Genomic DNA, 25,012 nt, shown 5'->3' with positions numbered 1-25,012 from the left:
CCGAGGGACTGACAGATGACCGACCGGCCCGACAGCAAAGACGCCGCCAACAGCATGTGGGGCGGGCGCTTCGCCGCGGGTCCCGACGCGATCATGGAGGCGATCAACGCCTCGATCGGGTTCGACCGGCGGCTCTACGCCCAGGATATCCGGGGCAGCCGGGCCCATGCGGCGATGCTGGCCGCACAAGGCATCATCAGCGATAACGATGCAAAGGCCATCGGGGAAGGCCTGCTCACCGTCTTGTCAGAGATCGAGGCCGGCGATTTCCCCTTTCGCACCGCGCTGGAGGACATCCACATGAACGTGGAGGCCCGCCTGAAGGAGATCATCGGAGAGCCCGCGGGCCGCCTGCACACGGGCCGGTCCAGGAACGACCAGGTGGCGACGGATTTCCGGCTGTGGGTGCGCGACCAATGCGATGCGGCGATCCAGGGGCTGACCGCGCTGATCCGCGCGGCTTTGTCGCAGGCCGAGGCGGGGGCAGATTGGGTCATGCCGGGCTTTACCCACCTGCAAACCGCGCAGCCGGTCACATGGGGCCACCACATGATGGCCTATGTCGAGATGTTCGGCCGCGACCTGTCGCGGTTCCAGGATGCCCGCAATCGGATGAACGAATCGCCCCTGGGGGCGGCGGCGCTGGCCGGGACGGGCTATCCCATCGACCGCGACATGACCGCCGCCGCGCTGGATTTCGACCGTCCGATGGCCAACAGCCTGGATGCGGTCAGCGACCGCGACTTTGCGCTGGAATTCCTGGCGGCCAGCAGCATCTGCGCCGTTCACCTGTCACGCCTGGCCGAAGAGCTGGTGATCTGGTCCTCGGCCCAGTTCCGTTTCGTGTCGATGTCGGACAAGTGGTCCACCGGATCGTCGATCATGCCGCAAAAGCGCAACCCCGACGCGGCCGAACTGATCCGCGCAAAGATCGGGCGCATCCTGGGGGCGACGGTCGCGCTGTTCACGGTGATGAAGGGCCTGCCCTTGGCCTATTCCAAGGACATGCAGGAGGACAAGGAGCAGGTCTTTGACGCCGCTGACAGCCTGATGCTGGCCTTGGCCGCAATGTCGGGAATGCTGTCGGACCTGACCGCCAACCGCGACCGGCTGGAGGCCGCGGCCAGCACCGGATTTTCCACCGCGACCGACCTGGCCGACTGGCTGGTGCGCGAACTGGGCCTGCCCTTCCGCGACGCCCATCACGTCACCGGCTCGCTGGTCGCCATGGCCGAGGGGCGGGGCGTCGATCTGCCCGACCTGACCCTGGCCGACATGCAAACGGTGCATGGCCAGATCACGCAGGATGTGTTCAATGTGCTGGGCGTGCACAATTCCGTCGCCTCGCGCCAAAGCTATGGCGGCACCGCGCCCGCGCAGGTGCGCGCGCAGATCGCCCGCTGGAAGGAGAAACTGGCATGATCCGTCTGTCCCTCTTGGCCGTTCTGGCCCCCGTTCTGGTACTGGCCGCCTGCGGCGTCGACGGCGCCCCCAAGCGGCCCCTCGAAAAGCCGCTGCAGCAGCAGATGGGCGTTTCGGTCGGCGGTGACGCGCGGATCGGCGTGTCGGCCCGGCTCTAGATGGATCACTTTCTGTACAAGAACGGCGCCCTGCACGCCGAGGATGTGCCGCTGTCCTGCATCGCGGCCCAGGTCGGCACGCCGGTCTATGTCTATTCCGCGGCCACGTTGACGCGGCATTTCGGCCTGTTCCGCCAAGCCCTGGACTGGTGCGACCACCTGGTCTGCTTTGCGGTCAAGTCGAACAGCAACCTGGCCGTGCTGAAGCTGATGGGCGACCTGGGCGCGGGCATGGACGTGGTCTCGGCCGGGGAATACCTGCGCGCCAAGGCCGCCGGCGTGCCGGGCGAGCGGATCGTCTTTTCCGGCGTCGGCAAGACCCGGGCCGAGATGCGCCTGGCGATCGAGGGCGGCATCCGCCAGTTCAACATCGAGAGCGAGCCCGAGATGCGGGCCCTGTCGCAGCTGGCCGCCAGCATGGGCGCGACGGTGCCCGTGGCCATCCGCGTGAACCCGGACGTGGACGCCAAGACGCATGAGAAGATCGCCACCGGCAAGTCCGAGAACAAGTTCGGCATCCCCATCTCGCGCGCCATCGAGGTCTATGCCGAGGCCGCCCGCCTGCCGGGCCTGAAGGTCGTGGGCATTGACGTCCATATCGGCAGCCAGCTGACCGACCTGGCGCCCTTCCGCGCCGCCTATGCCAAGGTGGCCGACCTGACGCAGGCACTGCGGGCCGAGGGGCACCAGATCACGCGGCTGGACCTGGGCGGCGGGCTGGGCATCCCTTATCGCCGCGACAACAACGCGCCGCCCCTGCCCATCGAATACGGCCAGGTGATCCGCGAGGCCGTCGGCCATCTGGGCTGCGAGATCGAGATCGAGCCGGGGCGCAACATCGTCGGCAATGCCGGCGTGCTGCTGGCCGAGGTCATCTATGTCAAGCAGGGCGAGGACCGCGACTTCCTGATTGTGGACGCGGCCATGAACGACCTGCTGCGCCCGGCCATGTACGGCGCGCATCACGACATCGTGCCCCTGATCGAGCCCGGCTTGGGGGCGGCGGTCCATCCCTATGACGTCGTGGGACCGGTCTGCGAATCAGGCGACACCTTCCAAAAGGCCGCGCAGCTGCCGCAGATGGAGGCGGGCGGGCTGATCGCCTTCCGTTCCGCCGGGGCCTATGGGGCGGTGATGGCCTCGGAATACAACTCGCGGCCGCTGGTCCCCGAAGTGCTGGTGCAGGGCGATCACTTCGCCGTCATCCGGGCGAGACCGACGTTTGAGGAAATGCTGGCCCGGGATAGCATCCCGCCATGGCTTTGATCGGGCGTCAGGATCTGACCGACAGGCCGGGGGCCGTCAGCCCCCGGACATCCGACGATTTTTCGCCGACCGCTTCCGGGCCCGTCGCCCGGGCCCTGCGCCTGACCCGGTGGGGCATGGCTTGGGAACGGGGCGCGCGGGCCTTCTGGCCCTTGGCCACGCTTCTGGCCTGCGGCTTTGCCGCGCTGGCCCTGGGGCTGGTGGCCGTTCTGCCGGCGCCGGTCCTGCCCTGGCTGGCCGGGCTGTGGCTGCTGGCGGTGGTGGCCACGGCGATCCTGGCGGGCCTGCGCTTTCGCCGCGTCCGCCCGGCCGAGGCGCTGGACCGTCTTGACCGCACCTTGCCGGGCCGCCCGCTGAGCGCGCTGTCCGATCGCCCCGCCATCGGCGGAGAGGGCGCGCTGTGGCAGGCGCATCTGGCGCAGATGCAGGCGGCGGCGCTGGCGGCCCGGGCCGTTCGGCCCGACGCGGACCTGGCGCGGCGCGACCCCTATGCCCTGCGGCTGGCAGGGGCGCTGGCCTTGGCAATGGCGCTGATCTTTGGCGGCGCCGGGCAGATGGGGCAGGGGATCTCTGCCATCGCGGCCACGATGACCGCGCCCGGGACGGGGCCGGTCGCGCCCGGCGGGCCGGCCTGGGAGGGCTGGGCCGAGCCGCCCGCCTATACCCGCCGCCCGACGATCTATCTGAATGCCCTGGCCGAAGGCGAGGCGCTGACCCTGCCCAAGGGGACCGCCATCAGCTTTCGCCTTTATGGCGGGGGTGTCGCTGTCGACCAGGACATCGGTCCCGCGGCCCAAGGCGGTGACGCGACCGCCCCCGCCTTTCGCGCCGAACAGTCGGGGGTGATCGAGGTGGCCGACCGGCGTTTCGACGTGACGGTCCTGCCCGATGCCGCCCCCGTCATCCAGGCCGGCGCGGCGCCGGTCCGGCGGGCCGACGGCCGGATGATCCAGGATTACGTGGCCAGCGACGACCACGGCCTGGCCGAGGCGCAGGCGCTGATCCAGCTGGACCTGCCCGCTGTGGAGCGCCGCTTTGGCCTGACCGTCGCACCCGAGCCGCGCCCTGACATCGACCTGGCGCTGACCCTGCCGCGCGGTGACCGGCAGAGGGTCCAGGAGCAGCTGGTCGAGGACCTGTCGCGGCACCCTTGGGCGAACCTGCCGGTGCGCGTGACGCTGCGCGCGCTGGACGGGATCGCGCAGGTGGGGCAGTCCGAGCCGATGGCGGTGGAGCTGCCGGGGCGGCGCTTCTTCAACCCGCTGGCGGCGGCCCTGATCGAGCTACGCCGCGACCTGCTGTGGTCGCGCGCCAATGCCGGCCGCAGCGCCGAGATCCTGCGCGCCGTCACGTGGCGACCCGAAGGTTTTGTCGAGGAAGATCTTTATGCCGAGTTGCGCGGCGCCGTCCGCCTGCTGGAGGGCCAAGGCTTTACGCCCGAGGCCCGCGACCGGCTGGCCGAGGCGCTTTGGGCGGCGGCGGTGCAGCTGGAGGACGGCGGCCTGGCCGATGCGCTGGAGCGGATGAAGCAGGCGCAGGAAAAGCTGTCCGAGGCGATCAGGAACGGCGCCTCACCCGACGAGATCCAGCGCCTGATGGATGAGCTGCGCGAGGCGACGGACGCCTATACGCAGATGCTGGCCGAGCAGAGCGAGGGCCAGGACCAGGCCGACAGCCCCGATCGCGGCCAGGAGGGCCAGCAGATCACCGGCGACCAGATCCAGCAGATGATGGACGAGATCCAGCGCCTGATGAACGAGGGCCGCATGGCCGAGGCCCAGGAGCTGCTGGAGCAGTTCAACCGCATGATGGAGAACCTGCAGGTCCAGCAGCAGCAGGGCCAGGGGGAGGGCCAGGACGGGCAGCAGGGCGACCAGCCGATGAACCGCCTGGCCGACACGCTGCGCGAGCAGCAGCGCCTGTCGGACGAGGCCTTCCGCGACATGCAGCGCCAGTTCGGACAGGGCCAGCAGCCGGGCGAAGGCGAAGGGGAGGAGGGCGGCCAAAGCCTGGCCGACCGCCAGCAGGCGTTGCGCGAGGAGCTGGGCCAGCAGCAGGGGCTGATGCCCGGGCAGGGCTCGGCCCAAGGCGACGAGGCGCGGCGTCAGCTGGACGAGGCTGGCCGCGCCATGGAGGAGGCCGAGCGCGCGCTGCGCGAAGGCGACAGCGGCCAGGCGCTGCAGAACCAGGCCGACGCGATCGAGGCGATGCGGAATGGCATGCGCGCCCTGGGCGACATGCTGGCGCAGCAGGGCCAGCAAGGGCAGCAGGGCGAACAGGGACAGGAAGGCCAGGAGGGCCAGCAGCCCGGCGGCCAGCCGGGCGACAGCGCGCAGGGACAGAGCCAGATGCCCTTTGACGGCCGGCCGGTTCTTGATCCCCTTGGCCGGCAGCGGCCGGGCAACGGCAATGTCATCACCAGCGGCGATCCCCTGGCCGAGGGGCTGGACCCGGCGCGCCGCGCCCGCGACCTGCTGGACGAGATCCGCCGCCGCAGCGGCGAACGCGGCCGCTCCCAGGACGAGCGCGACTATCTGGGCCGCCTTCTGGACCGGTTCTGACGCTCAGTCCCGCAGGCCCCGGACCTGCTGGCCCAGCCAGAGCCGCGCGTCGTCCACGTTCTGGCGCCATTCGGTCAGCGGACCCACCTGCAGGCGTGGGGCCAGCAGATAGAGCGCCAGGCAGATCACCGCGATCAGCACCGCCAGGCCAAAGCCCAAGCGATAGCCGCTCCGGGGCGGTGAGGGCGCAGGAGCGGGAACCGGCACAAGCGCAACCCGCGGCTGGATCGGGGCGGAGGGGCGCAGCTGCTGCCCCGGCGCGGGCCGCAGCGGCAGCACGACGGGCCGCTCCGCCGGCACGCCGGGTTGCGGCGCAAGGGCCTCTGCCGCGGGGGCCTGGGGGGCCGGGTTCGTGGTGATCGCGCGGGTCGCGCCCGCCGGAAGGATCACCGTGGTGGCGGGCCAGAGGCTGTCATCCTCGGACGCGGGCTGGTCATCCTGGGGCGGCGTCTGATCGGCCCTGTCGGCCACGGGGGCAGGGATGCCCGCCGCCTCGCTCTCGCGCAGGCGGCGCTCGTGATCGGCCTCCTCGCGCAGAATGTCCAGGACGTCGGGCGACAGGCGCCGGCTGGCCGGGGGCAGGCTCACCGGGCTTTCCTGCCCTTCCCTGGGGCCGCCGCCCTCGCGCGGGAGGGTATAGGACCCCAGATCCAGCGGAGCCGCCGCCGTGGACGGACGCTGCGCCCTCCAGACATGCTCGCAGGCGCTGCATTCGACCTCGCGTCCGGCGGGGGGGATGGCCTCCTGCGGCAGGACGTATTCGGCGCTGCAGCCTGGACAGATCAACCTAATTTCAGCCATGCCACCCTCGCAATCGTCTGTGGGCTGTTCTATCAAGCGCAGGTCCGGCTTCCAAGTCGCGCCGGGTGCAGGACCCGCGTCAGACGGGCCGTAACGGAAAAGAGGTGGCGCTTGATCGAGATGCGGGATGTCGGTTTCGGTTACCACGGGGGCCCCGAGTTGCTGTCGGGCATGACGCTGAGCCTGCAGCCGGGCATGTTCCATTTCCTGACGGGCCCCTCCGGTTCGGGCAAGACGACGCTGCTGCGGCTGTGCTATGCGGACCTGCTGCCCACCGCCGGACAGATGACCGCCTTTGGCCAGGACATGCGTGGCCTGTCACGCGACGGGATCGCCGACCTGCGCCGTCGCGTCGGCGTGGTCCACCAGGACCCCCAGTTCCTGGACCATGTTCCCCTGGCTGAAAACGTCGCCCTGCCGCTGACCGTCGCTGGCGAAGAGGTGGACATGGACGCGCTGCGCGATCTTCTGGGCTGGGTGCAGCTGACGCATCATTCACGCGCGCTGCCGCCCTCGCTGTCGGGGGGTGAACGACAGCGGGCGGCCCTGGCGCGGGCGGTTATCCTGTCGCCGGACCTGGTCTTGGCGGACGAGCCGACCGGCAACCTGGACTGGGAGATGTCGATGCGGCTGATGCAGCTGCTGATCGAGCTGAACAAGTCGGGCAAGACCGTGCTGGTCGCCACCCATGACCTGAACCTGATCCGCGCCACCAAGGCCCAGGTGACGGCGCGGGTGCTGCGGATCTCGGGCGGCAGCCTGCAACTGGCGGGGGCGGACCTGTGATGCGTCGGAACATGCGCGAGATGAACCTGCGGGGGCTGAACCTGGGATCGCTGTGGCAGGGGCTGACGGGTGGCGAAGGCGGCAAGGGCGACCGCATCGTGCCGCCGACCGGATTCACGGCGCAGCTGACCCTGTTCTCGGCCGGGGCCATGGCCTTTCTGGCGGTCTTTGCCCTGGCGCTGGCCCTGGCGACCGGGCGCCTGGCGGACCGCTGGTCCTCGGAACTGGCCGGCAGCGTGACCGTCCGCGTCAGCGCCCCTGCGGGCCAGCAGGAGGCGCGAGTCCAGTCGGTGATGCAGATCCTGTCGACCACCCCGGATGCAGGTCAGCCTAGGCTTTTGCCGCAGGAGGAGTTGGCCGAGCTGCTGGAGCCCTGGTTCGGACCGGACATGCCTGTGGATGCCCTGCCGGTGCCCGCCCTGATCGACCTGCCCGTCACCGGAGAGGCCTTCGACCCCGAGGGCCTGCGCCTGCGCCTGGAGGCCGAGGCCCCCGGGGCGGTGCTGGACGATCATACCGAATGGCGCCGGCCGCTGGTTTCGGCCGCGAACCGGCTGCGGATGCTGGGCATCGTCTCGCTGCTGCTGATCGGGGCGGCCTCGGCGGCGATGATCACGCTGGCCGCCAAGGCGGCGCTGGCGGCGAATGGCCAGGTGATCCGCGTGCTGCGCCTGATCGGGGCGCGCGACCTGACCATCGCCACGGCCTTCGTGCGCCGCTTCACCCGCCGTGCGGCCATCGGCTCGGCCGTGGGAACGCTGCTGGGCATGGCCGGCATTGCGCTGTTGCCCGACGCCAGCGCGGCGGGCGGGTTCATGACCGGCCTGGGCTTTCAGGGCTGGGACTGGCTGATGCCGCTGTCGATCCCCTTCATCGCCGCGGCCGTCGGGTTTTTCGCGACCCGTTGGGCGGCCCTGAAGATGCTGGGGGCCGTCAGGTGAGCCGCCGCGACGACCCCCATCCGGGGCCCCTGACACCCTGGCAGCATGTGCAGCATGTGCTGTATTACCTGCATGTGGCGCTGGCGACGGTGGTGATGGGGCTTGCCGGGATCGTCTTGGTCGTCCGGCACGGCCGGGTCGGGGCGAACCGGGTGGCGACCCGCTGGATCGGCTACATGATCTGGGCTGCCAAGCTGCACCTGGGCCTGACCTGCGAGGTGCGGGGCACCCCGCCCACGACCGACTGCATCGTGGCGGCCAAGCACCAGAGCTTTTGGGACATCCTGGTGATCGCCCATGCCGTGCCGCGCCGGGCCTTCATCATGAAGCGCGAGGTGATGCGCGTGCCGGTGATGGGCTGGTACGCGTGGAAGGTCGGCTGCATCCCGATCGACCGGACCAGGGGCCGCGATGCGATGGTCGCGATCTCGAGCCAGATCAACCAGCGGATCGCGGGCGACGGGCTGGGCCAGTTGATCATCTATCCCGAGGGGACGCGGACCCTGCCCGGACAGCGCAGGCCCTACAAGCAGGGTGTGTCGACCATTCGCATGGCCACTGGCCTGCCGGTCGTCCCGGTGGCAGTGAACACCGGCATGTTCTGGCCGCGCAAGGGCTGGGGCATCCGCCCCGGCCGTGCCGTGGTGGAGTTCCTGCCCGCGCTTGGGCCCGATGTCCCGGCGGCAGGCTTCATGGCCCGGCTGGAGGCCGAGATCGAAACCCGCTCCGATCGCTTGATGGCCGAGGCGGGCCTGGCGCTGCCCAGGTCAGGCGACGCCATGGGCGCCGCCTGAGGCCGGTCATCTCAGGTCATAGTAGCGCGGGACATGGGGCTCCGCCGGGGGCAGGCCGATGTCGCGCCGCATGTGCGGGCTGAGGTGATAGGGATCGGGCGGCCTCGGCCGTCTGCGGCGTGGCATCAGCAGCGCGCGGAGCAGCGCCCAAAGCACCGCCGTCGCACCATGTCGGTCGATCAGGCGGTGGAGGGCGGGGCGCAGGCGCGCGGACTGCGGGTTCAGGTCTGCAATCATCGTTCTCTCCTGAAGACGGGCCATGCCGAGCATGGGCGGTCGGACTGCAGGTGGGGACATGACGCCATGCGGATGCGCGGCCTGACAGGCAGGCAGCCGTGACGGCAGGCTGCCCGTGCGGGCAGTCGTCGTTCAGGTCGTGGCGTCGGTGGGGTTCTGCCCGGTCAGGCGGTCAGGCGGTCAGGAACGAGGGATTTCGTCGCTGATGGCCGTCCCGGGTGGCAAAGGTGGCGTCGCGTGATGTCATCATGAGGCCCCTCCTTCGCTGCAGGGTGTCGGGCAGGATTGCAGGCTGGCCGAGAAAATCGAACCGGGCAAGCAGGCGCATGCAAGAAGCCGCCCGTGATGGGGCGGCTGTTGCCGATGGGTCACAGGATCGCGAAGGTCAGGCGGCCAGCGCCGTGGATCCCATCGCCAGGAACTTGGCCCGCCGGTCCTTGATCAGGTCGGCCGGCTTCTTGCCCTTCAGGTCGGCCAGCATCGCGGCGATCTCGACGCCAACGGCGGCGATCGCCTCTTTGGGGGCACGTTGCGCGCCGCCCAGGGGTTCCGCGATGATCCCGTCGATCACGCCCAGCTTCTTCAGGTCCTGCGCGGTCAGGCGCAGCGCCTCGGCGGCGTCGCGCATCTTTTCGGCGTCCTTCCACAGGATCGAGGCGCAGCCCTCGGGCGAGATGACCGAATAGATCGAGTGTTCCAGCATGGCGATGCGGTTGGCGGTGGCAAAGGCCACGGCCCCGCCGGACCCGCCCTCGCCGATGATGACGCTGACCAGCGGCACGCCGATCTCCAGGCATTTCATGGTGCAGCGGGCGATGGCCTCGGACTGGCCGCGCTCCTCGGCGCCCTTGCCGGGATAGGCGCCCGGCGTGTCCACCAGCGTGATGACCGGCAGCTTGAAGCGATGCGCCATGTCCATCAGGCGGATGGCCTTGCGATAGCCCTCGGGGCGGGCCATGCCAAAATTGTGGTGGATGCGCGAGCGGGTGTCGTTGCCCTTTTCATGCCCGATGATGACACAGGGCGCGTCGTTGAACCGCGCAAGGCCCCCCATCACGGCATGGTCGTCGCCAAAGGCGCGGTCGCCGGCAAGGGGGGTATATTCGGTGAACAGCGCCTCGACATAGTCGCGGCAATGCGGGCGGTCGGGATGGCGCGCCACCTGCGTCTTGCGCCAGGGATCCAGCGACTTGTAGAGATCGCGCAGCAGTTCCGAGGACTTGCGGTCCAGCGCCCCGGCCTCTTTCTCCAGATCGACGGCCCCGTCGCCCTTGCGGGCCATGGCGCGAAGTTCCTCGGCCTTGCCCTCGATGTCGGCAAGCGGCTTTTCGAAATCCAGATAGACCATGGGCGAAGCCTCCGGCAGCGTTCGGGTTGGGGCTATATAGGCCGGGCGGAACCGGGTTGCAACGCGGCGCTCCGAAGGGCAGGGGGCCGTCTGCCCCCCTCCTGGCCTGCGGCCCATTCACCCCCCGGGGGCATTTGCGCAACGAAGATGTGCAAGGGTCACTGCAGGTCGGCAAAGGCATCCGAAAGGCGCCGCACCGCCTCGACCACGCGGGCGCGGGGGGTGGCGATGTTGAAGCGCATGAAGCTGTCACCCCCCAGGCCGAAGGTGGCGCCGTGGTTGGCGGCAATGCGCGCCGTTGTTTCGATGCGCGCGCTGATCTCGGGCGCCGTCATGCCGGTGCCCGAGAAATCGACCCATGACAGGTAGGTCGCCTGGAGCGGCATCGAGCGCAGGCCCGGGATGGCATTCACGCCGTCGTCAAAGATCCGCCGGTTGCCGTCCAGATACCTCATCAGCGCATCCACCCAAGCCGCGCCTTCGGGCGAATAGGCGGCGGCGACCATGTCCATCCCCATGAACCCCGGAGAGATGCCCCGCGCCATCAGGGCCGCCTTGAAGCGCGCGCGCAGGTCCGGGTCGGCGATGATCGCGTTGCCGATATGGGCGCCGGCGATGTTGAAGGTCTTGGTCGCGGCAGTCAGCGTGACCAGCCGGTCGGCAATTTCCGGCGCCACGGTGGCGATCATCCGGTGGTGTGTCTGGCCGGGCATCACCAGGTCGCTGTGGATGTCGTCGGACAGAAGAAGAAGATCGTGCCGGACGCAGAAATCAGCAACCTGGGCCAGTTCCTCGGGTGTCCAGACCCGGCCGCCGGGATTGTGGGGCGAACAGAGGATCAGCATCCGTTCGTGCCCCTTGAGCTGGCCCTCCCAGGCTGCCCAGTCCATCCGGTATTGCCCGTCCCGGGTCGCCAGCGGCAGTTCGACCAGTTCGCGCCCGGCGGCGCGGATCACCCGGCCAAAGGCGTGATAGACCGGGCTCATGACGATCACGCCGTCGCCGGGGCGGGTATAGGCATCAAGTGCCATCGCCACCCCGTTCACCAGCCCGGCGCAGGTCAGGATCCAGTCGGGCTGGATCGTCCAGCCGTGCCGGTTCTGCATCCACCAGCAGATCGCCGACAGATAGGGCTGGTGCCCGCCCGGATAGCCATAGACACCGTGCGCTACCGTGGCCTCGACCGCGCGCTGGACAGCTGCCGGCGGGCGGAAGTCCATGTCCGCCACCCACATCGCCAGCCCGTCATCGGGCGCCACCCCATAGGTCGCCTGCATGTCGTCCCACTTGCTGCAGTGCGTGCCGCGGCGGTCGATGATCTCGTCGAAGTCGGGGTCGGTCATGCGGTGCTCCTGCGGCCATATGGGACAGGCCCCTGCATAACCCCGTTATTGCTTATGGTGAAGGCTTGCCCTAAATCCCGCCTATGAGCCTCAGACCGATCCTGATCCATCCCGATCCCCGCCTCAAGAAGGTGGCCGAGCCTGTTGCGCGCGTCACGCCCGAGATCGAGAGCCTGGCCGCCGACATGCTGGCGACGATGTATGACGCGCCGGGCATCGGCCTGGCCGCGCCCCAGATCGGGGTGTTATCACGGATCTTCGTGATGGACGCATCCCGGGATCCCGAGGCCGAGCGGTCGCCGGTCGTCATGATCAACCCCGAGGTCACCTGGGAATCCGAGGCGCTGAGCGTCTATGACGAGGGCTGCCTGTCGATCCCCGACCATTATGCCGAGGTGACCCGTCCGGCGCAGGTCGGGATGCGCTGGATGGGCCTGGACGGCAAGACGCACGATCAGGAATTCGACGGCCTCTGGGCCACCTGCGCGCAGCACGAGCTGGATCACCTGGAGGGGATCCTGTTCATCGACCACCTCTCGGCGCTGAAGCGGCAGATGATCACCCGCAAGATGGTCAAGCTCAAACGGGACAAAGCGCGTGCCTGACAGCCCGGACCCCCCGGGCTGGGTCCGCCCCTTGCTGGAGGGGGATCTGGCCGGTGGGGTTCCCCGCGATCTGGTTCTGTGGCCCGACAGCCGGCTGCGCCGGCGCTGCGAATCCTCGGCCTTCTTGGGCGCCGCGGCGCTGCGACGGCTGGCCGCCGACATGCTGGCAACCATGTATGCGGCGGGGGGCCGCGGTCTTGCGGCGCCGCAGGTGGGGGTCCTGTTCCGGGTCTTCGTCATGGATGCGGGCTGGAAGGACGGGCGCCCCGACCGCTGGTGATGCTGGACCCCGAGATCCTGTGGCGCTCCTCCCGGAGGGACAGCGGGGACGAGCAGTGCCTTTCCATCCCGGACCGGGTCGTTGCGGTGTCGCGTCCGTCCACCATCGACCTGGGCTGGTATGATCTGGACGGGCGGCATCATCTGCGGCAGATGTCGGGGCCAGAGGCGCGCATCGCGCAGCACGAGGCCGATCACCTGGACGGCCGCCTGATCCTGGAAGACTGACATGGCCGTCCGACCGTTCCTGCCCTTTGCCGATCCCCGCCTTCACCGGCCCGCCGATCCCGTCGATGCCGTGACCGAGGGCGTGCGGATGATCTGGGACGACATGGTCGCCACGATGGAATCCATGCCCGGCGTCGGGCTGGCCGCGCCGCAGATCGGGATCATGCTGCGGCTGGCCGTGGTCGATGCCTCGGACAAGCGGGGGCAGGTGGTGCGGATGGCCAATCCTGAGGTGCTGCATGCCAGCGTCCAGAACCGCGTCCATGACGAGGCCAGCCCGAACCTGCCCGGCGTCTCGGCGCCCATCAGCCGGCCGCGGGCCGTGACGGTGCGGTTCCTGAACGAGCTGGGCGAGATCGAAGAGCGGGATTTCGTCGGCCTCTGGGCGACCAGCGTGCAGCACCAGATCGACCATCTGGACGGCCGCGTCTATGTCGATCACCTGTCGCCCCTGCGCCGCAAGATGCTGGTCGCCAAATCGGCCAAGCTGGCGCGGCGCTGACCGGGCAGCGGTCCGGGTTTGAACATCAAGACGAAAGGACGGGCGATGCGCGTGATCTTTATGGGAACACCGGATTTCTCGGTGCCTGCCCTGCGGGCGGTCGCGGCCGCGCATGAGGTGGTGGCCGTCTACACGCAGCCGCCGCGCGCCGCCGGCCGGGGACAGCAGGCGCGACGATCTCCGGTGCATGTTGCGGCGGAAGGGCTGGGCCTGCCGGTGCGCCACCCGGCGCGCCTGCGCGATCCCGATGACCAGGCCGCCTTTGCCGCGCTGGAGGCGGATGTGGCGGTGGTCGTGGCCTACGGCCTGATCCTGCCGCAGCCGGTGCTGGACGCGCCGCGTCTGGGTTGCGTGAACATCCATGCCTCGATCCTGCCGCGCTGGCGCGGGGCGGCGCCGATCCACCGCGCGATCATGGCCGGCGATGCCGAGACGGGCGTCGCCATCATGCAGATGGAGGCGGGGCTGGACACGGGGCCGGTCCTGGCGGAGGCGCGGACGCCGATCGGGGCCGAGGAGACCACGGCGGACCTGCACGACCGGCTTGCGGGGATGGGGGCAGACCTGATCGCGGATGTGCTGGATCGCCTGCCCCTGGAGCCCGTTCCGCAGCCCCGGGAGGGCGTGACCTACGCCGCCAAGATCGACAAGGCCGAGGCGCGCATCGACTGGACCCGGCCCGCCGCCGAGGTGGACCGCCAGATCCGTGGCCTGTCGCCCTTCCCGGGCGCCTGGTGCGAGATTGCGGGGGAGCGGGTCAAGCTGCTGCGTTCGCGGCTGGCCCAGGGCTCGGGTGCGCCCGGTGCCGTCATCGGCGCCTTCACCATTGCCTGCGGTCAGGGCGCCGTGCAGATCCTCGAGGCGCAGCGCGCGGGCAAGCGGCCGATGATGGCCGAGGAACTGCTGCGGGGCTGGGAACTGCCCGCGCGGCTGGACTAGGGGGCGTGGTGGGGGCACAGCCCCCACCCGGCCGCCGCGAAAGCGGCCGCGGCCCGGACTGCCTCAGATCGCGCCGTGGCAGTGCTTGAACTTGTTCCCCGACCCGCAGGGGCAGGGATCGTTCCGCGACGGCGTGCCCCAGGTCGAGGGGTCGTTCTCGTCAAAGCCCTGGACCCGCGGCGCGGGACGATCGGCATCGTCGTCCGACTGCCGCTCGGGTCCGTGCTCCATCGTCAGGTGCTCCTGCGCCGCCTGCTGCTGCTGGGCCATCTGGCGCAGCATGTCCTCGCGCTCGGCCTCGGTCAGCGGACGGATCTGCGCCAGCCGCTGCGTCACGTCAAAGCGCAGGCTGTCCAGCAGGGTCTCGAACAGCTGGAAGCCCTCGGTCTTGTATTCCGACAGCGGATCGCGCTGCGCATAGCCGCGAAAACCCACGACCGAACGCAGATGCTCCAGCGTCAGCAGGTGGTCCCGCCATTTCTGGTCGATCATCTGCAACAGGACCTGCTTTTCGATCTGGACCATGTTCTGCGCGCCAAAGGCCTGCGCCTTGTCCGCCATGTAGCGGTCGGTCGCCTCGGTGATCCGCTCGCGCATCGCCTCCTGGTCGACGCCTTCCTCGGCGGCCCAGTCCTTGATCGGCAGGTTCATGTTCAGCCGCTCGCGCACGCCGGCCTGCAGGCCCTCGCTGTCCCATTGGTCGGCATAGCTGCGGGCGGGCATGAAATCCTCGACCAGGTCGTCGATGACCTGGTGGCGCATGTCGGCGGTGATCTCGCCGACCTCGTCGCTTTCCATGATCTCGCGGCGCTGGCCGAAGATGGCCTTGCGCTGGTCGTTCATCACGTCGTCGAACTTCAGCAGCTGCTTGCGGATGTCGAAGTTGCGGCCCTCCACCTTGGCCTGGGCGCGTTCCAGCGACTTGTTCACCCAAGGGTGCACGATCGCCTCGCCTTCCTTCATGCCAAGCGTCGACAGGACCTTGTCCAAGCGTTCCGAGCCGAAGATCCGCATCAGGTCGTCGTCCAGCGACAGGAAGAACAGCGACCGCCCCGGATCCCCCTGGCGGCCCGAACGGCCGCGCAGCTGGTTGTCGATGCGCCGGCTTTCGTGCCGCTCGGTGCCCAGGACGAACAGGCCGCCCGCCGCCAGGACCTTTTCCTTGTCGGCGGCATGTTCCGCCTCGATCTGCGCGCGCAGCTGGTCGGGATTGGCGTCGGAATCGGCGTTCAGCGCGTCCATCACCTTCATCTCGACATTGCCGCCCAGCTGGATGTCGGTGCCGCGGCCGGCCATGTTGGTGGCGATGGTCACCGCGCCGGGCTTGCCGGCATCGGCCACGATCTGCGCCTCGGCCTCGTGCTGGCGGGCGTTCAGGACGTTGTGCGGGACCCCGTCCTTTTGCAGCATCGCCGACAGCATCTCGGATTTTTCGATGCTGGTGGTGCCGACCAGGGTCGGCTGCCCCTTCGCATGGGCCTCCTTGATCGCCTCGATGACGGCGGCGTATTTCTCGGCCGCGGTGCGATAGACGCGGTCATGTTCGTCCAGGCGGGCAATGCCGCGGTTCGTCGGCACCTCGACCACGCCCAGCTTGTAGATCTCGGCGAATTCCTCGGCCTCGGTCGAGGCGGTGCCGGTCATGCCGGCCAGGCGCCCGTAAAGCCGGAAGTAGTTCTGGAAGGTGACCGAGGCCAGGGTCACGTTCTCGGGCTGGATCTCGACGCCTTCCTTGGCCTCGATCGCTTGGTGCAACCCGTCCGACAGGCGGCGGCCCTTCATCATGCGGCCGGTGAATTCGTCGATCAGCATCACCTCGCCGTCGCGCACCATGTAGTGCTGGTCCTTCAGGAACAGCTTGTGGGCGCGCAGGGCCTGGTTGACGTGGTGGACGATGGTGGTCGATTCCGGATCATAGAGGGTCTGCCCCTCGGGCAGCACGCCGTCGGCCTGCAGCTGCGTCTCCAGGAACTCGTTGCCTTCCTCGGTGAAGGTGGCGTTGCGGGCCTTCTCGTCCAGCTTGAAATGCTCGTCGGTCAGCATCGGGACATACTTGTCCAGCACGCGGTACAGCTCGGACCGGTCCTGGCTGGGCCCGGAAATGATCAGCGGCGTCCGCGCCTCGTCGATCAGGATGCTGTCGACCTCGTCCACGATCGCGAAATTGTGGCCGCGCTGGACCATCTCGGCCACGCTGCCCTTCATGTTGTCGCGCAGGTAGTCAAATCCCAGCTCGTTGTTGGTGGCATAGGTCACGTCGGCGGCATAGGCCTGACGCTTCTCGCCCTCGGGCTGGAAGGGAACGACCACGCCGCAGGTCATGCCCAGCTGGGCATAGACCTTGGACATCCATTCCGCGTCGCGCTTGGCCAGATAATCGTTCACGGTGACGACATGCACGCCCTTGCCCGACAGCGCGTTCAGATAGGCGGGGAAGGTCGCGACCAGGGTCTTGCCCTCGCCGGTCTTCATCTCGGCGATGTTGCCTTCGTGCAGGAAGATCCCGCCCATCAGCTGCACGTCGAAGGCGCGCAGGCCCAAGGCGCGGCGGGCACCCTCGCGGCAGTTGGCGAAGGCCTCGGGCAGGATGTCGTCCAGATCCTCGCCTTGGGCCACGCGGGCCTGGAATTCGCGGGTCTTGTCGATCAGACCCTGATCGCTCAGCGCCTTGAACTGCTCTTCCAGCGCATTGATGCGCGCCACAAGCGGCCGAGTGCCCTTGACCTTGCGGTCGTTGGGCGTGCCAAAGACCATCTTTGCCAGATTACCGATCATATTACCTTCGCCATCACGTTGTTGCGAAAGGCAGGTCGCCTGCGGCCCACTTGCCCGCACCGCTCGCATTGCCGTATCAGGGGCCTGAACGAACGCGGCGGCGGCGCCTTCCACGGATTGTCTGCGGATGTAGGCTTCGCCCGCCTGACTGTCAATGTTGGCCCGGTCCCGCAGGGGCGCGCGCCCTGATCTGCAAAGGACCATCCATGTTCAGACCGTCGTTTCTGGCAGCCGCGCTGATCGCGGTGCCGATGCTGTCCGCGCCCGCCTTTGCCCAAGGCGAAGGCGCCGACACCGTGGTCGCCACGGTCGGCGGACAGGAGATCACCCTGGGCCAGATGATCGTCATGAAGCAGTCCGTGCAGGACCCCGCCATGGCCAACCTGCCCGACCAGGCGCTGTGGGACATGATGCTGGACCAGCTGATCCGCCAGACCGCCGTGGCCGCCGCCGCCGAGGAAACGGCCGGCGTGCGTGCGCAGGTGGAACTGATGCGCCGCAACACGCTGGCCACCGCCGCCGTGTCCCAGGTGGCCGGGCTGGAGCCGTCGGATGCCGAGCTGCAGGCGACCTATGACCGGCTGTTCGGCACGGCCGAGGCGGTCCCGGAATTCAATGCCGCCCACATCCTGGTCGAGACCGAGGAGGAGGCCGCGTCGATCAAGACCGAACTGGACGGCGGCGCCGATTTCGGCGACCTGGCCGAACAGCATTCGACCGGCCCCTCGGGTCCGAACCGGGGCGACCTGGGCTGGTTCGCGGCCGACCAGATGGTCGCCCCCTTTGCCGAGGCGGTCGCCGCGATGAAGCCCGGTTCGGTTTCGGATCCGGTCCAGACCGAGTTCGGCTGGCACGTGATCAAGCTGAACGAGACCCGCCTGCGTGAAGCCCCGCCCCTGGCCGAGGTGCGCGAGCAGGTGGCCCAGATGGTCCGCCGCGAGAAGGTCGAGGCCGAGATCGAGCGCCTGGTCGGCGAGGCCGAGGTCAAGAAGACCGAGGGCGTTGATCCCTCGCGGATGAACGACACCGACCTGCTGGAGGCCAAGTGATGGGCAAGGCCGGACTTCCCGTCTCCCCTCTGGCGCCTGCCGCCTTTCCCGACCTGCCGGTGATCGAGGGCGTCGAATTCGCCAGCGCGGCGGCCGGCATCAAGTACCAGGGCCGCACCGACGTGACGCTGATCCGCATCGCGCCGGGCAGCACGGTGGCGGGCGCCTTCACGCGTTCCTCGACCCGGGCGGCCTGTGTGCTGGACAACCAGGCCAAGCTGGCGCAGGGCGGCGAGGCCCCGCAGGGGGCCGCGATCATCATCAATTCGGGCAACGCGAATGCCTTTACCGGCGCGCGGGGGCAGGAGTCGGTGGATGCGGTCACGGGCGCCGTGGCCCGGGCCCTGGACCTGCCGCAGGGGCGGGTCTTTTCCTCCTCGACCGGCGTCATCGGAGAGCCGCTGCCCCATGATCGCGTCCTGGCGGTGGTGGATGATCTGGTGGCGGGGCTTCAGGACAACGGCGCGGCCGATGCCGCCCGCGCCATCATGACCACCGACACCTTTCCCAAGGGCGCGGCGGCCGTGATCGACGGCGAGGGCGGCCTGATCCGGATCGCCGGGATTGCCAAGGGTTCGGGGATGATCGCCCCCGACATGGCCACGATGCTGGTCTATGTCTTCACCGACGCGGCGGTGCCGGCCGACCTGTTGCAGCAGGCGCTGTCGTCGGGCCTGGACAGCACCTTCAATGCCATCACGGTGGACAGCGACACCTCGACCTCGGACGCGCTGATCCTGGCGGCGACCGGGCGGGCCAAGGCTGCCCCCCTCACGGATCTGCAAGGCCCCGCCGGACGCGCCTTTGTCGAGGCGCTGCACGGCGTCATGCGCGAGCTGGCCCATCTGGTCGTGCGCGACGGCGAGGGGGCCACGAAATTCGTGGAGGTCGCCGTCACCGGCGCGACCTCGGATGCCGATGCCCACAGGGTCGCGATGTCCATCGCCAATTCGCCCCTGGTCAAGACCGCCGTCGCGGGCGAGGACGCCAACTGGGGCCGCATCGTCGCCGCGGTGGGCAAGTCGGGGGCCGAGGCCGACCGTGACCGGCTGACCATCCGGTTCGGCGACATGGTGCTGGCCGAGAACGGCTGGCGCGCGCCCGCCTATGACGAGGCCGCCGCCAGCGCCTACATGAAGAACGCCGAGCTGCGGATCGCCGTCGATCTGGGGCTGGGGCAGGGCGCACGGACCGTGTGGACCTGCGACCTGACGCATGGCTATATCGACATCAACGCGGATTACCGTTCGTGAACATGGTGCTGGTGTCGGCCGTCGCGCTGATCGATCCCGACGGGCGGGTGCTTCTGGCACAGCGCCCCGAGGGCAAGGCGATGGCCGGGTTGTGGGAGTTTCCCGGCGGCAAGGTCGAGCCCGGAGAGACGCCGGAAGCCGCACTGATCCGCGAGCTGCACGAGGAGCTGGGCATCGAGACCTGGAAAAGCTGCCTCGCGCCACTGACCTTCGCCAGCCATGCCTACGAATCGTTTCACCTGCTGATGCCGCTTTACGCCTGCCGCAAGTGGCAGGGAATCGTGCAGCCGCGCGAGGGCCAGCGGCTGGCTTGGGCACGTGCCTCTGATTTGCGCAATTACCCCATGCCCGCGGCGGACATACCGCTGATTCCCATCCTGCAAATGTGGCTATAACGTCGCAGATTTTACGCTTTGCGTTGCGATCCTGCCCGAAAAGCGCCTAGCTGAACGGGTTGAGAGCGCTTTTTTAACCATTTCATGACTAGCATAGATCATGGCGCAGAGGAGGGCTTGACATGATTCGCACCATCTCGATTGGAAGCTACATCTCGATCCAGGGTTTCTTTGCAGGCGCAGTGGCCAACGGCAATATCCTTGTCCGTGTCGGCGATCGCACCTTCGAAGGAAAACCCATCGGGGCCTGAGCCGCTCTGCTGCTACGGGAGCACAGCAGGAACGGCGCATAACAAAAAGGGTGGCCTTGAGGGGCCGCCCTTTTTCATGGAGCGATGCCACAGAAGCGATGCCGCAGGGGAAGGTCACGCACCCCGAATGCATTCGCGCATGAAAAAGGGCGGCCAGATCGGCCGCCCCTTGGTTCACTTGCAGATGCCTTACAGCGTCCGTTCAACCTCTTCGCGTTCGAAGATCTCGATGACGTCGCCCGGGCGGATATCCTCGTAGTTCTCGAAGGCCATGCCGCATTCCTGGCCGGACTGGACTTCCTTCACCTCGTCCTTGAAGCGCTTGAGCGTCTTCAGCGTGCCCTCGTGGACCACGACGTTTTCGCGCAGCAGACGGACGCCGGCGGACCTGCGGGCCACGCCCTCGGTGACGAGGCAGCCGGCGACCTTGCCGATGCCGGTGACCTTGAAGACCTCCTTGATCGTCGCATAGCCGATGAAGTTCTCGCGGATCTCGTTGGACAGCATGCCGGATGCGGCCGCCTTGATGTCGTCCACCAGGTTGTAGATGATCGAGTAATAGCGGATCTCGACCCCTTTCTGGTTGGCGGCATTGCGGGCGGGCGCGTTGGCCCGGACGTTGAAGCCGATGACGGGGGCACCCGATGCCTCGGCCAGGCCGATGTCGGATTCGGTGATCGCACCCACGCCGTAATGCAGCACGCGGACGCGGACCTCGTCGTTGCCGACCTTTTCCAAAGCCTGCACGATCGCCTCGGCCGAACCCTGCACGTCGGCCTTGAGGACAACCGCCAGTTCGGACACGTTCACGTCCGCCTTGGCCTTGGCCATCATCTGCTCCAGCGTGGTAGCGGCACCGGCTGCGGCGCGCTTGTCCTTGGTCTGCTGGGCGCGGAACTCGGCGATCTCGCGGGCCTGGGCCTCGGTCTCGACCACGTTCAGCACGTCGCCGGCCTCGGGGGTGCCGTTCAGGCCCAGAACCTCGACGGGAACCGAAGGCCCGGCCTCCTCGACGCGGTCGCCCTGGTCGTTGATCAGGGCGCGGACCTTGCCCCACTGCTCGCCCACGACGAAGATGTCACCGCGACGCAGGGTGCCGTGCTGCACCAGCACGGTGGCGACGGGGCCGCGGCCCACGTCCAGCTGCGCCTCGATCACCGCGCCCTGTGCGGCACGATTCGGGTTGGCGCGCAGTTCCATGACCTCGGCCTGCAGGGCGATGGCCTCCAGCAGGTTGTCCAGGCCCAGGCCGGTCTTGGCCGAAACCTCGACATCCTGCACGTCGCCGGACATGGCCTCGACAACGACCTCATGCTGCAGCAGGTCCGTGCGGACCTTCTGCGGGTCGGCCGCGTGCTTGTCGATCTTGTTGATCGCCACGATCATCGGCACATTGGCCGCCTTGGCGTGATTAATGGCCTCGACGGTCTGGGGCATCACGGCATCATCCGCCGCGACGACTAGGACCACGATATCCGTCACCTGCGCGCCACGGGCCCGCATCGACGTGAAGGCCGCGTGGCCCGGCGTGTCCAGGAAGGACAGCACGGCGCCGCTCTCGGTCGTCACCTGATAGGCGCCGATATGCTGGGTGATGCCGCCGGCCTCGCCCGACACGACATTGGCCTTGCGGATCGCGTCCAGCAGCGAGGTCTTGCCGTGGTCCACGTGGCCCATGATCGTGATGATCGGCGGGCGCGGCTGCAGATCCTCGTCTCGGTCAGCCGTTGCGGCGATGACCTGTTCCACGTCGCTGTCGCTGACGCGCAGAACCTTGTGGCCGAATTCCTCGATCACCAGTTCGGCGGTGTCGGCGTCGATGGGCTGGTTGGCGGTGACCATCATGCCCATCTTCATCAGCGCCTTGACCACGTCGGCGGCGCGTTCGGTCATGCGGTTGGCCAGCTCCTGCACCACGATGGTTTCGGGCAGGCGCACTTCGCGGAACTGCTTTTCGGCACGGGCCGACTGTCCCATCGCCTTCTGGCGAGTGCGTTCCTGCTTGCGCTTCATCGCCGCCATGCTGCGCTGGCGGCCGCCTTCGCCGTTCAGCGCCTGGTTCAGCGACAGCTTGCCGCCGCGGCGGTTGTCGTCGGTCTTGGCCTTGGCGGCCTTGTCGCGGTCGGGACGATCCGAGGCGCGCTCGGTCTTGCGGGCGACGCCGGCCGACACGCCCTTGGTCTCGGCGCGCGAGGCGGCAGCCTCGATCGAGGCCTGATCTGGGGTGTCGGGCTTGGCGGCAGCCGTGGGCTTGGGACGTTCCTGGCGCGGCTCTGCCTTGCGGCGGGCCTCGTCGGCGGCGTCTTGGATGGCATTCGCCTCGGCGATGGCCTTGGCCTTCTGGGCCTCCTCGCGCTCGCGCTCCTCGCGGGCCTTCGCCTCGATCTCGGCGCGGCGGCGCTCACGCTCCTCCTCGCGGGCCTTTTCATCGGCCAGGCGCTTGGCGGCGTCATCGGCCTCGCGCGCCTTGGCGGCGGCAAGGGCCTTCAGGCGGCGCTCCATCTCGGCATCGGAGATGCCGGCGGGACGCTTGGAGGGATCGCCGGCCATGCGCGCGGTCAGCGGGTTCTTTTCTTTCTGGGCATCCGTCATCGGCGCGGCTGCCTTGGGCACCACGACGCGCTTGCGCTTGGTTTCGACGACGACGCTTTTGGTGCGGCCGTGGCTGAAGCTTTGCTTGACCTGTCCCGAGCGGCCGCTGCCGCCCAGTCCCAAAGTCGATTTTCCGTCTTTGTCGCTCATCTGCGTCTTCATTCCTTCCCGACGGCCGCATTGCCGTCGTCATGCCCGCGCAGACCCGTCAGTCTACCGGCTTCCAAGATTACCTTGTCCGTCAGGCCACCCTTCGCAAGCGCGCCGTGTATGACATGATCGCGCCCAAAGGACAAACCCAATTCTGATGCGGTCAGGCAGCCGAACCAGCGTCCGCCGGTGGGCGTCCACAGCTTCCCCTTGCCGCGATCCGACCCGTCGCTGGCCTGAAGCAGCACCTTGGCGCGCCCCTCGGCCAGCCAGCCCTTGACCTTCTCGAAGCCCGCTACGGCCTTGCCGGTCTTGCGCGCCAGCGACACCAGGTCAGTGACGCGGCGCGCCACCCCGGCCTCGACCAGATCGGTCAGCCCCGGCGGCACCGTCACCGGCGCACGCGCGGCGCGGGAAAACAGCCCCTTCGCCGCAGCCTTGTCCAGCGCCGAACGATCCGCCGACACCCAGATGCCGCGACCCGGCAGTTTTTCTGCCAGGTCCGGCACGACCGTCGCATCCGGGCCGATCACAAAGCGGATCAGGCCGCGCTTGGGCTGCACCTCGCTGGTGACGATGCACCGGCGTTCCGGGTCGTCCCGGTCCTTGTCACGTCCACCACGGCTCAAGCTTTGCACAGTACCGGGGCGCTCAGACCCCGGCCTCCTCGTTGTCGTCGTCCTGTTCGTCCCCGTCGGCCTCGGGCTCCAGCTCGGTGGGATCGACCCAGCCCAGCAGCACGCGCGCGGTCATCACCAAGGTCTGCGCCTCTTCCAGGGACACCTCGAAAGGCTCCAGCAGGCCCTCGTCCTTGACGCGCTGCCCGTTCACCGTGGTCCAGCCGCCGGCCAGTTCCCAGTCGGCGCAGGTGGCAAAGTCTTCCAGCGTCTTGATGCCGTCCTTGGCCAGCGCCTCCACCATCTGGGGAGTGAGGCCCTCGAATTCAATGAGGCTGTCCTCGGCGCCAAGCGTGCGGGCGGCTTCCAGCGCGGCCTTGTTCTTGGCCTCCAGCACGTCGCGGGCGCGGGCCTGCAGCTCGGCCGCGGTGCCCTCGTCAACGCCGTCGATGGTCAGCAGCTCGTCCTGGTCCACATAGGCGACCTCTTCGAGGTTCGTGAAGCCTTCGGCCACCAGCAGCTGGGCAAAGAACTCGTCCAGGTCCAGCGCCTCCATGAAGAGGGCGGTGCGGCTGTTGAACTCGGCCTGACGACGCTTGGATTCCTCCTCGTCCGTCAGGATGTCGATGTCCAGGCCGGTCAGCTGGCTGGCCAGGCGCACGTTCTGGCCGCGACGGCCGATCGCCAGGGACAGCTGCTCGTCGGGGACGACGACCTCGATCTTGTTGGCTTCCTCGTCAAAGACGACCTTGCTGACCTCGGCGGGCTGCAGGGCGTTCACCAGGAAGGTCGCCTGGTCCTCGTTCCACGGGATGATGTCGATCTTTTCGCCCTGCAGTTCGCCGACAACGGCCTGCACGCGGCTGCCGCGCATGCCGACGCAGGCGCCGACCGGATCGATCGAGCTGTCATAGCTGATCACGGCGATCTTGGCGCGCGAACCGGGGTCGCGGGCCACGGCCTTGATCTCGATGACGCCGTCATAGATTTCCGGCACTTCCATCTTGAACAGCTCGGCCATGAACTGCGGGTCGGTGCGCGACAGGAAGATCTGCGGACCGCGGTTCTCGCGGCGCACGTCCTTGACATAGGCGCGGATGCGGTCGTTCGGGCGATAGCTTTCGCGGCCGATCTTCTCGTTGCGGCGCAGGATCGCCTCGCCGCGGCCCACGTCGACGATGATGTTGCCGTATTCCTCGCGCTTGACGACACCGTTGATGATGGTGCCGGCGCGGTCCTTGAACTCCTCGTACTGGCGGTCACGCTCGGCCTCGCGGACGCGCTGCAGGATCACCTGCTTGGCCGACTGCGCGGCGATGCGGCCCAGTTCGACCGGCGGCACCTGCTCCTGGAAGGTGTCGCCGACCTGCGGACGGCCTGCAAAGTCCTCCACCCGCTTCCCGTCGCGGACCCAGGCATTGGCCGGATCGCGCGGGCGCTCGAAATAGGGTCGGGCCTGCTCGACGGTGAATTCGGCCTGATAGTTCTCCAGCGCCTCGTCCTCGACGACGGTGCGGACGCGGGTAAACGTGGCGTTGCCGGTTTTGCGGTCGATGCGGACGCGGATGTCCATCTCGGCGCCATAACGCGACTTGGCGGCACGGGCGAGGCTGTCCTCCATCGCTTCGATGACCAGCTCGGGCTCGATCATCTTCTCGCGGGCAACGGCTTCGGCCGTCTGCAGCAGTTCAAGCTGGTTGGCAGAGGTGATGGCCATCAC

At 68.5% G+C, this 25,012-nt stretch carries 25 protein-coding genes; 16 read left to right on the top strand and 9 right to left on the bottom strand.

The window, feature by feature from the left end; translation table 11 throughout:
• Window positions 1-15: 15 nt before the first annotated feature.
• From argH to ACZ2G3_RS13540, 4 genes are read left to right on the top strand one after another with little or no spacing between them, the layout of a single operon-like run.
• Window positions 16-1,422, top strand: a complete 1,407-nt coding sequence (argH, locus tag ACZ2G3_RS13555; RefSeq protein ID WP_470396548.1) for an argininosuccinate lyase — start codon at window positions 16-18, stop codon at window positions 1,420-1,422.
• The gene (locus tag ACZ2G3_RS13550) at window positions 1,419-1,580 is read left to right on the top strand and encodes a hypothetical protein (RefSeq protein ID WP_470396547.1); all 162 of its coding nucleotides are present in this window, start codon (window positions 1,419-1,421) and stop codon (window positions 1,578-1,580) included. Before argH ends, ACZ2G3_RS13550 begins: the two co-directional genes overlap by 4 nt.
• Window positions 1,581-2,846, top strand: a complete 1,266-nt coding sequence (lysA, locus tag ACZ2G3_RS13545) for a diaminopimelate decarboxylase (RefSeq protein ID WP_470396545.1) — start codon at window positions 1,581-1,583, stop codon at window positions 2,844-2,846.
• Entirely contained in the window at window positions 2,837-5,407 is a 2,571-nt protein-coding gene (locus tag ACZ2G3_RS13540) for a DUF4175 domain-containing protein (RefSeq protein ID WP_470396544.1), read from the top strand. Before lysA ends, ACZ2G3_RS13540 begins: the two co-directional genes overlap by 10 nt.
• A gap of 3 nt (window positions 5,408-5,410) precedes the next feature.
• On the opposite strand, the gene ACZ2G3_RS13535 is transcribed toward ACZ2G3_RS13540, so the two are convergent.
• Window positions 5,411-6,208, bottom strand: coding sequence for a zinc-ribbon domain-containing protein (locus tag ACZ2G3_RS13535; RefSeq protein ID WP_470396542.1), 798 nt, complete (start codon window positions 6,206-6,208; stop codon window positions 5,411-5,413).
• A 111-nt stretch (window positions 6,209-6,319) separates the two neighbouring features.
• On the opposite strand from ACZ2G3_RS13535, the gene ACZ2G3_RS13530 reads away from it, so the two are divergent.
• The 3 genes from ACZ2G3_RS13530 to ACZ2G3_RS13520 are packed head-to-tail and all read left to right on the top strand — an operon-like array spanning window position 6,320 to window position 8,729.
• The gene (locus tag ACZ2G3_RS13530; RefSeq protein WP_470396540.1) at window positions 6,320-6,994 is read left to right on the top strand and encodes a cell division ATP-binding protein FtsE; all 675 of its coding nucleotides are present in this window, start codon (window positions 6,320-6,322) and stop codon (window positions 6,992-6,994) included.
• A gap of 11 nt (window positions 6,995-7,005) precedes the next feature.
• Window positions 7,006-7,935 (top strand): cell division protein FtsX, encoded by a 930-nt coding sequence (locus ACZ2G3_RS13525; protein WP_470399136.1) that lies wholly within the window; start codon window positions 7,006-7,008, stop codon window positions 7,933-7,935.
• Window positions 7,932-8,729 (top strand): lysophospholipid acyltransferase family protein, encoded by a 798-nt coding sequence (locus tag ACZ2G3_RS13520; RefSeq protein WP_470396539.1) that lies wholly within the window; start codon window positions 7,932-7,934, stop codon window positions 8,727-8,729. The genes ACZ2G3_RS13525 and ACZ2G3_RS13520 overlap by 4 nt, the downstream gene beginning before the upstream one ends.
• A 6-nt stretch (window positions 8,730-8,735) precedes the next feature.
• Here ACZ2G3_RS13520 and ACZ2G3_RS13515 read toward each other — a convergent pair whose 3' ends face one another.
• From ACZ2G3_RS13515 to ACZ2G3_RS13500, 4 genes are all read right to left on the bottom strand, one after another.
• A complete protein-coding gene (locus tag ACZ2G3_RS13515) occupies window positions 8,736-8,966 on the bottom strand; it encodes a hypothetical protein (protein ID WP_419270446.1) in 231 nt (76 codons plus the stop codon).
• 172 nt (window positions 8,967-9,138) lie between these two features.
• Window positions 9,139-9,294, bottom strand: coding sequence for a hypothetical protein (locus tag ACZ2G3_RS13510; protein WP_470396538.1), 156 nt, complete (start codon window positions 9,292-9,294; stop codon window positions 9,139-9,141).
• A 57-nt stretch (window positions 9,295-9,351) separates the two neighbouring features.
• Complete coding sequence (locus tag ACZ2G3_RS13505) at window positions 9,352-10,314, bottom strand: acetyl-CoA carboxylase carboxyltransferase subunit alpha (RefSeq protein WP_470396536.1); 963 nt, start codon at window positions 10,312-10,314, stop codon at window positions 9,352-9,354.
• Window positions 10,315-10,472: 158 nt separating this feature from the next.
• Window positions 10,473-11,657 carry a MalY/PatB family protein gene (locus tag ACZ2G3_RS13500; protein ID WP_470396535.1) on the bottom strand — a complete coding sequence of 395 codons (1,185 nt, stop codon included), beginning with the start codon at window positions 11,655-11,657 and terminating at the stop codon, window positions 10,473-10,475.
• Between the two features lie 83 nt (window positions 11,658-11,740).
• Between ACZ2G3_RS13500 and def (ACZ2G3_RS13495) the strand changes: the two genes are divergently transcribed.
• From def (ACZ2G3_RS13495) to fmt, 5 genes are read left to right on the top strand one after another with little or no spacing between them, the layout of a single operon-like run.
• A complete protein-coding gene (def, locus tag ACZ2G3_RS13495; protein WP_419270438.1) occupies window positions 11,741-12,262 on the top strand; it encodes a peptide deformylase in 522 nt (173 codons plus the stop codon).
• A complete protein-coding gene (locus ACZ2G3_RS13490) occupies window positions 12,255-12,542 on the top strand; it encodes a peptide deformylase (RefSeq protein ID WP_470396534.1) in 288 nt (95 codons plus the stop codon). The genes def (ACZ2G3_RS13495) and ACZ2G3_RS13490 overlap by 8 nt, the downstream gene beginning before the upstream one ends.
• Window positions 12,542-12,769: a peptide deformylase gene (locus ACZ2G3_RS13485; protein ID WP_470396533.1), complete on the top strand. Its 228-nt coding sequence runs from the start codon at window positions 12,542-12,544 to the stop codon at window positions 12,767-12,769. Before ACZ2G3_RS13490 ends, ACZ2G3_RS13485 begins: the two co-directional genes overlap by 1 nt.
• Before the next feature lies 1 nt (window position 12,770).
• On the top strand, window positions 12,771-13,271 hold the full coding sequence (def, locus tag ACZ2G3_RS13480) for a peptide deformylase (RefSeq protein ID WP_470396532.1): 501 nt from the start codon (window positions 12,771-12,773) through the stop codon (window positions 13,269-13,271).
• A 45-nt stretch (window positions 13,272-13,316) separates the two neighbouring features.
• Window positions 13,317-14,210, top strand: coding sequence for a methionyl-tRNA formyltransferase (gene fmt / locus ACZ2G3_RS13475; RefSeq protein ID WP_470396530.1), 894 nt, complete (start codon window positions 13,317-13,319; stop codon window positions 14,208-14,210).
• 63 nt (window positions 14,211-14,273) lie between these two features.
• On the opposite strand, the gene secA is transcribed toward fmt, so the two are convergent.
• A complete protein-coding gene (gene secA, locus ACZ2G3_RS13470; RefSeq protein WP_470396529.1) occupies window positions 14,274-16,985 on the bottom strand; it encodes a preprotein translocase subunit SecA in 2,712 nt (903 codons plus the stop codon).
• A gap of 206 nt (window positions 16,986-17,191) precedes the next feature.
• Between secA and ACZ2G3_RS13465 the strand changes: the two genes are divergently transcribed.
• From ACZ2G3_RS13465 to ACZ2G3_RS13450, 4 genes are all read left to right on the top strand, one after another.
• Complete coding sequence (locus tag ACZ2G3_RS13465) at window positions 17,192-18,034, top strand: peptidylprolyl isomerase (RefSeq protein ID WP_470396528.1); 843 nt, start codon at window positions 17,192-17,194, stop codon at window positions 18,032-18,034.
• The gene (gene argJ / locus ACZ2G3_RS13460) at window positions 18,034-19,287 is read left to right on the top strand and encodes a bifunctional glutamate N-acetyltransferase/amino-acid acetyltransferase ArgJ (RefSeq protein WP_470396527.1); all 1,254 of its coding nucleotides are present in this window, start codon (window positions 18,034-18,036) and stop codon (window positions 19,285-19,287) included. The genes ACZ2G3_RS13465 and argJ overlap by 1 nt, the downstream gene beginning before the upstream one ends.
• 2 nt (window positions 19,288-19,289) lie before the next feature.
• On the top strand, window positions 19,290-19,682 hold the full coding sequence (locus ACZ2G3_RS13455; protein WP_470399134.1) for a (deoxy)nucleoside triphosphate pyrophosphohydrolase: 393 nt from the start codon (window positions 19,290-19,292) through the stop codon (window positions 19,680-19,682).
• Window positions 19,683-19,804: 122 nt separating this feature from the next.
• Window positions 19,805-19,933 (top strand): hypothetical protein, encoded by a 129-nt coding sequence (locus ACZ2G3_RS13450; RefSeq protein ID WP_419270422.1) that lies wholly within the window; start codon window positions 19,805-19,807, stop codon window positions 19,931-19,933.
• A 189-nt stretch (window positions 19,934-20,122) separates the two neighbouring features.
• Here the strand turns inward: ACZ2G3_RS13450 and infB are convergent, their stop codons facing one another.
• Genes infB through nusA form a run of 3 tightly spaced genes read right to left on the bottom strand, consistent with a single transcriptional unit; the run spans window position 20,123 to window position 25,009 of the window.
• Window positions 20,123-22,675 carry a translation initiation factor IF-2 gene (gene infB / locus ACZ2G3_RS13445; protein WP_470396526.1) on the bottom strand — a complete coding sequence of 851 codons (2,553 nt, stop codon included), beginning with the start codon at window positions 22,673-22,675 and terminating at the stop codon, window positions 20,123-20,125.
• An 8-nt stretch (window positions 22,676-22,683) separates the two neighbouring features.
• A complete protein-coding gene (locus tag ACZ2G3_RS13440) occupies window positions 22,684-23,304 on the bottom strand; it encodes an RNA-binding protein (RefSeq protein WP_470396525.1) in 621 nt (206 codons plus the stop codon).
• 22 nt (window positions 23,305-23,326) lie between these two features.
• Window positions 23,327-25,009: a transcription termination factor NusA gene (nusA, locus tag ACZ2G3_RS13435; protein WP_419270419.1), complete on the bottom strand. Its 1,683-nt coding sequence runs from the start codon at window positions 25,007-25,009 to the stop codon at window positions 23,327-23,329.
• Window positions 25,010-25,012 lie beyond the last annotated feature (3 nt).

This window comes from Paracoccus sp. KKT209, assembly GCF_055635455.1.
Note: the sequence above shows the minus strand (reverse complement) of the source record. Positions and strands in the feature narration are given on the sequence as shown.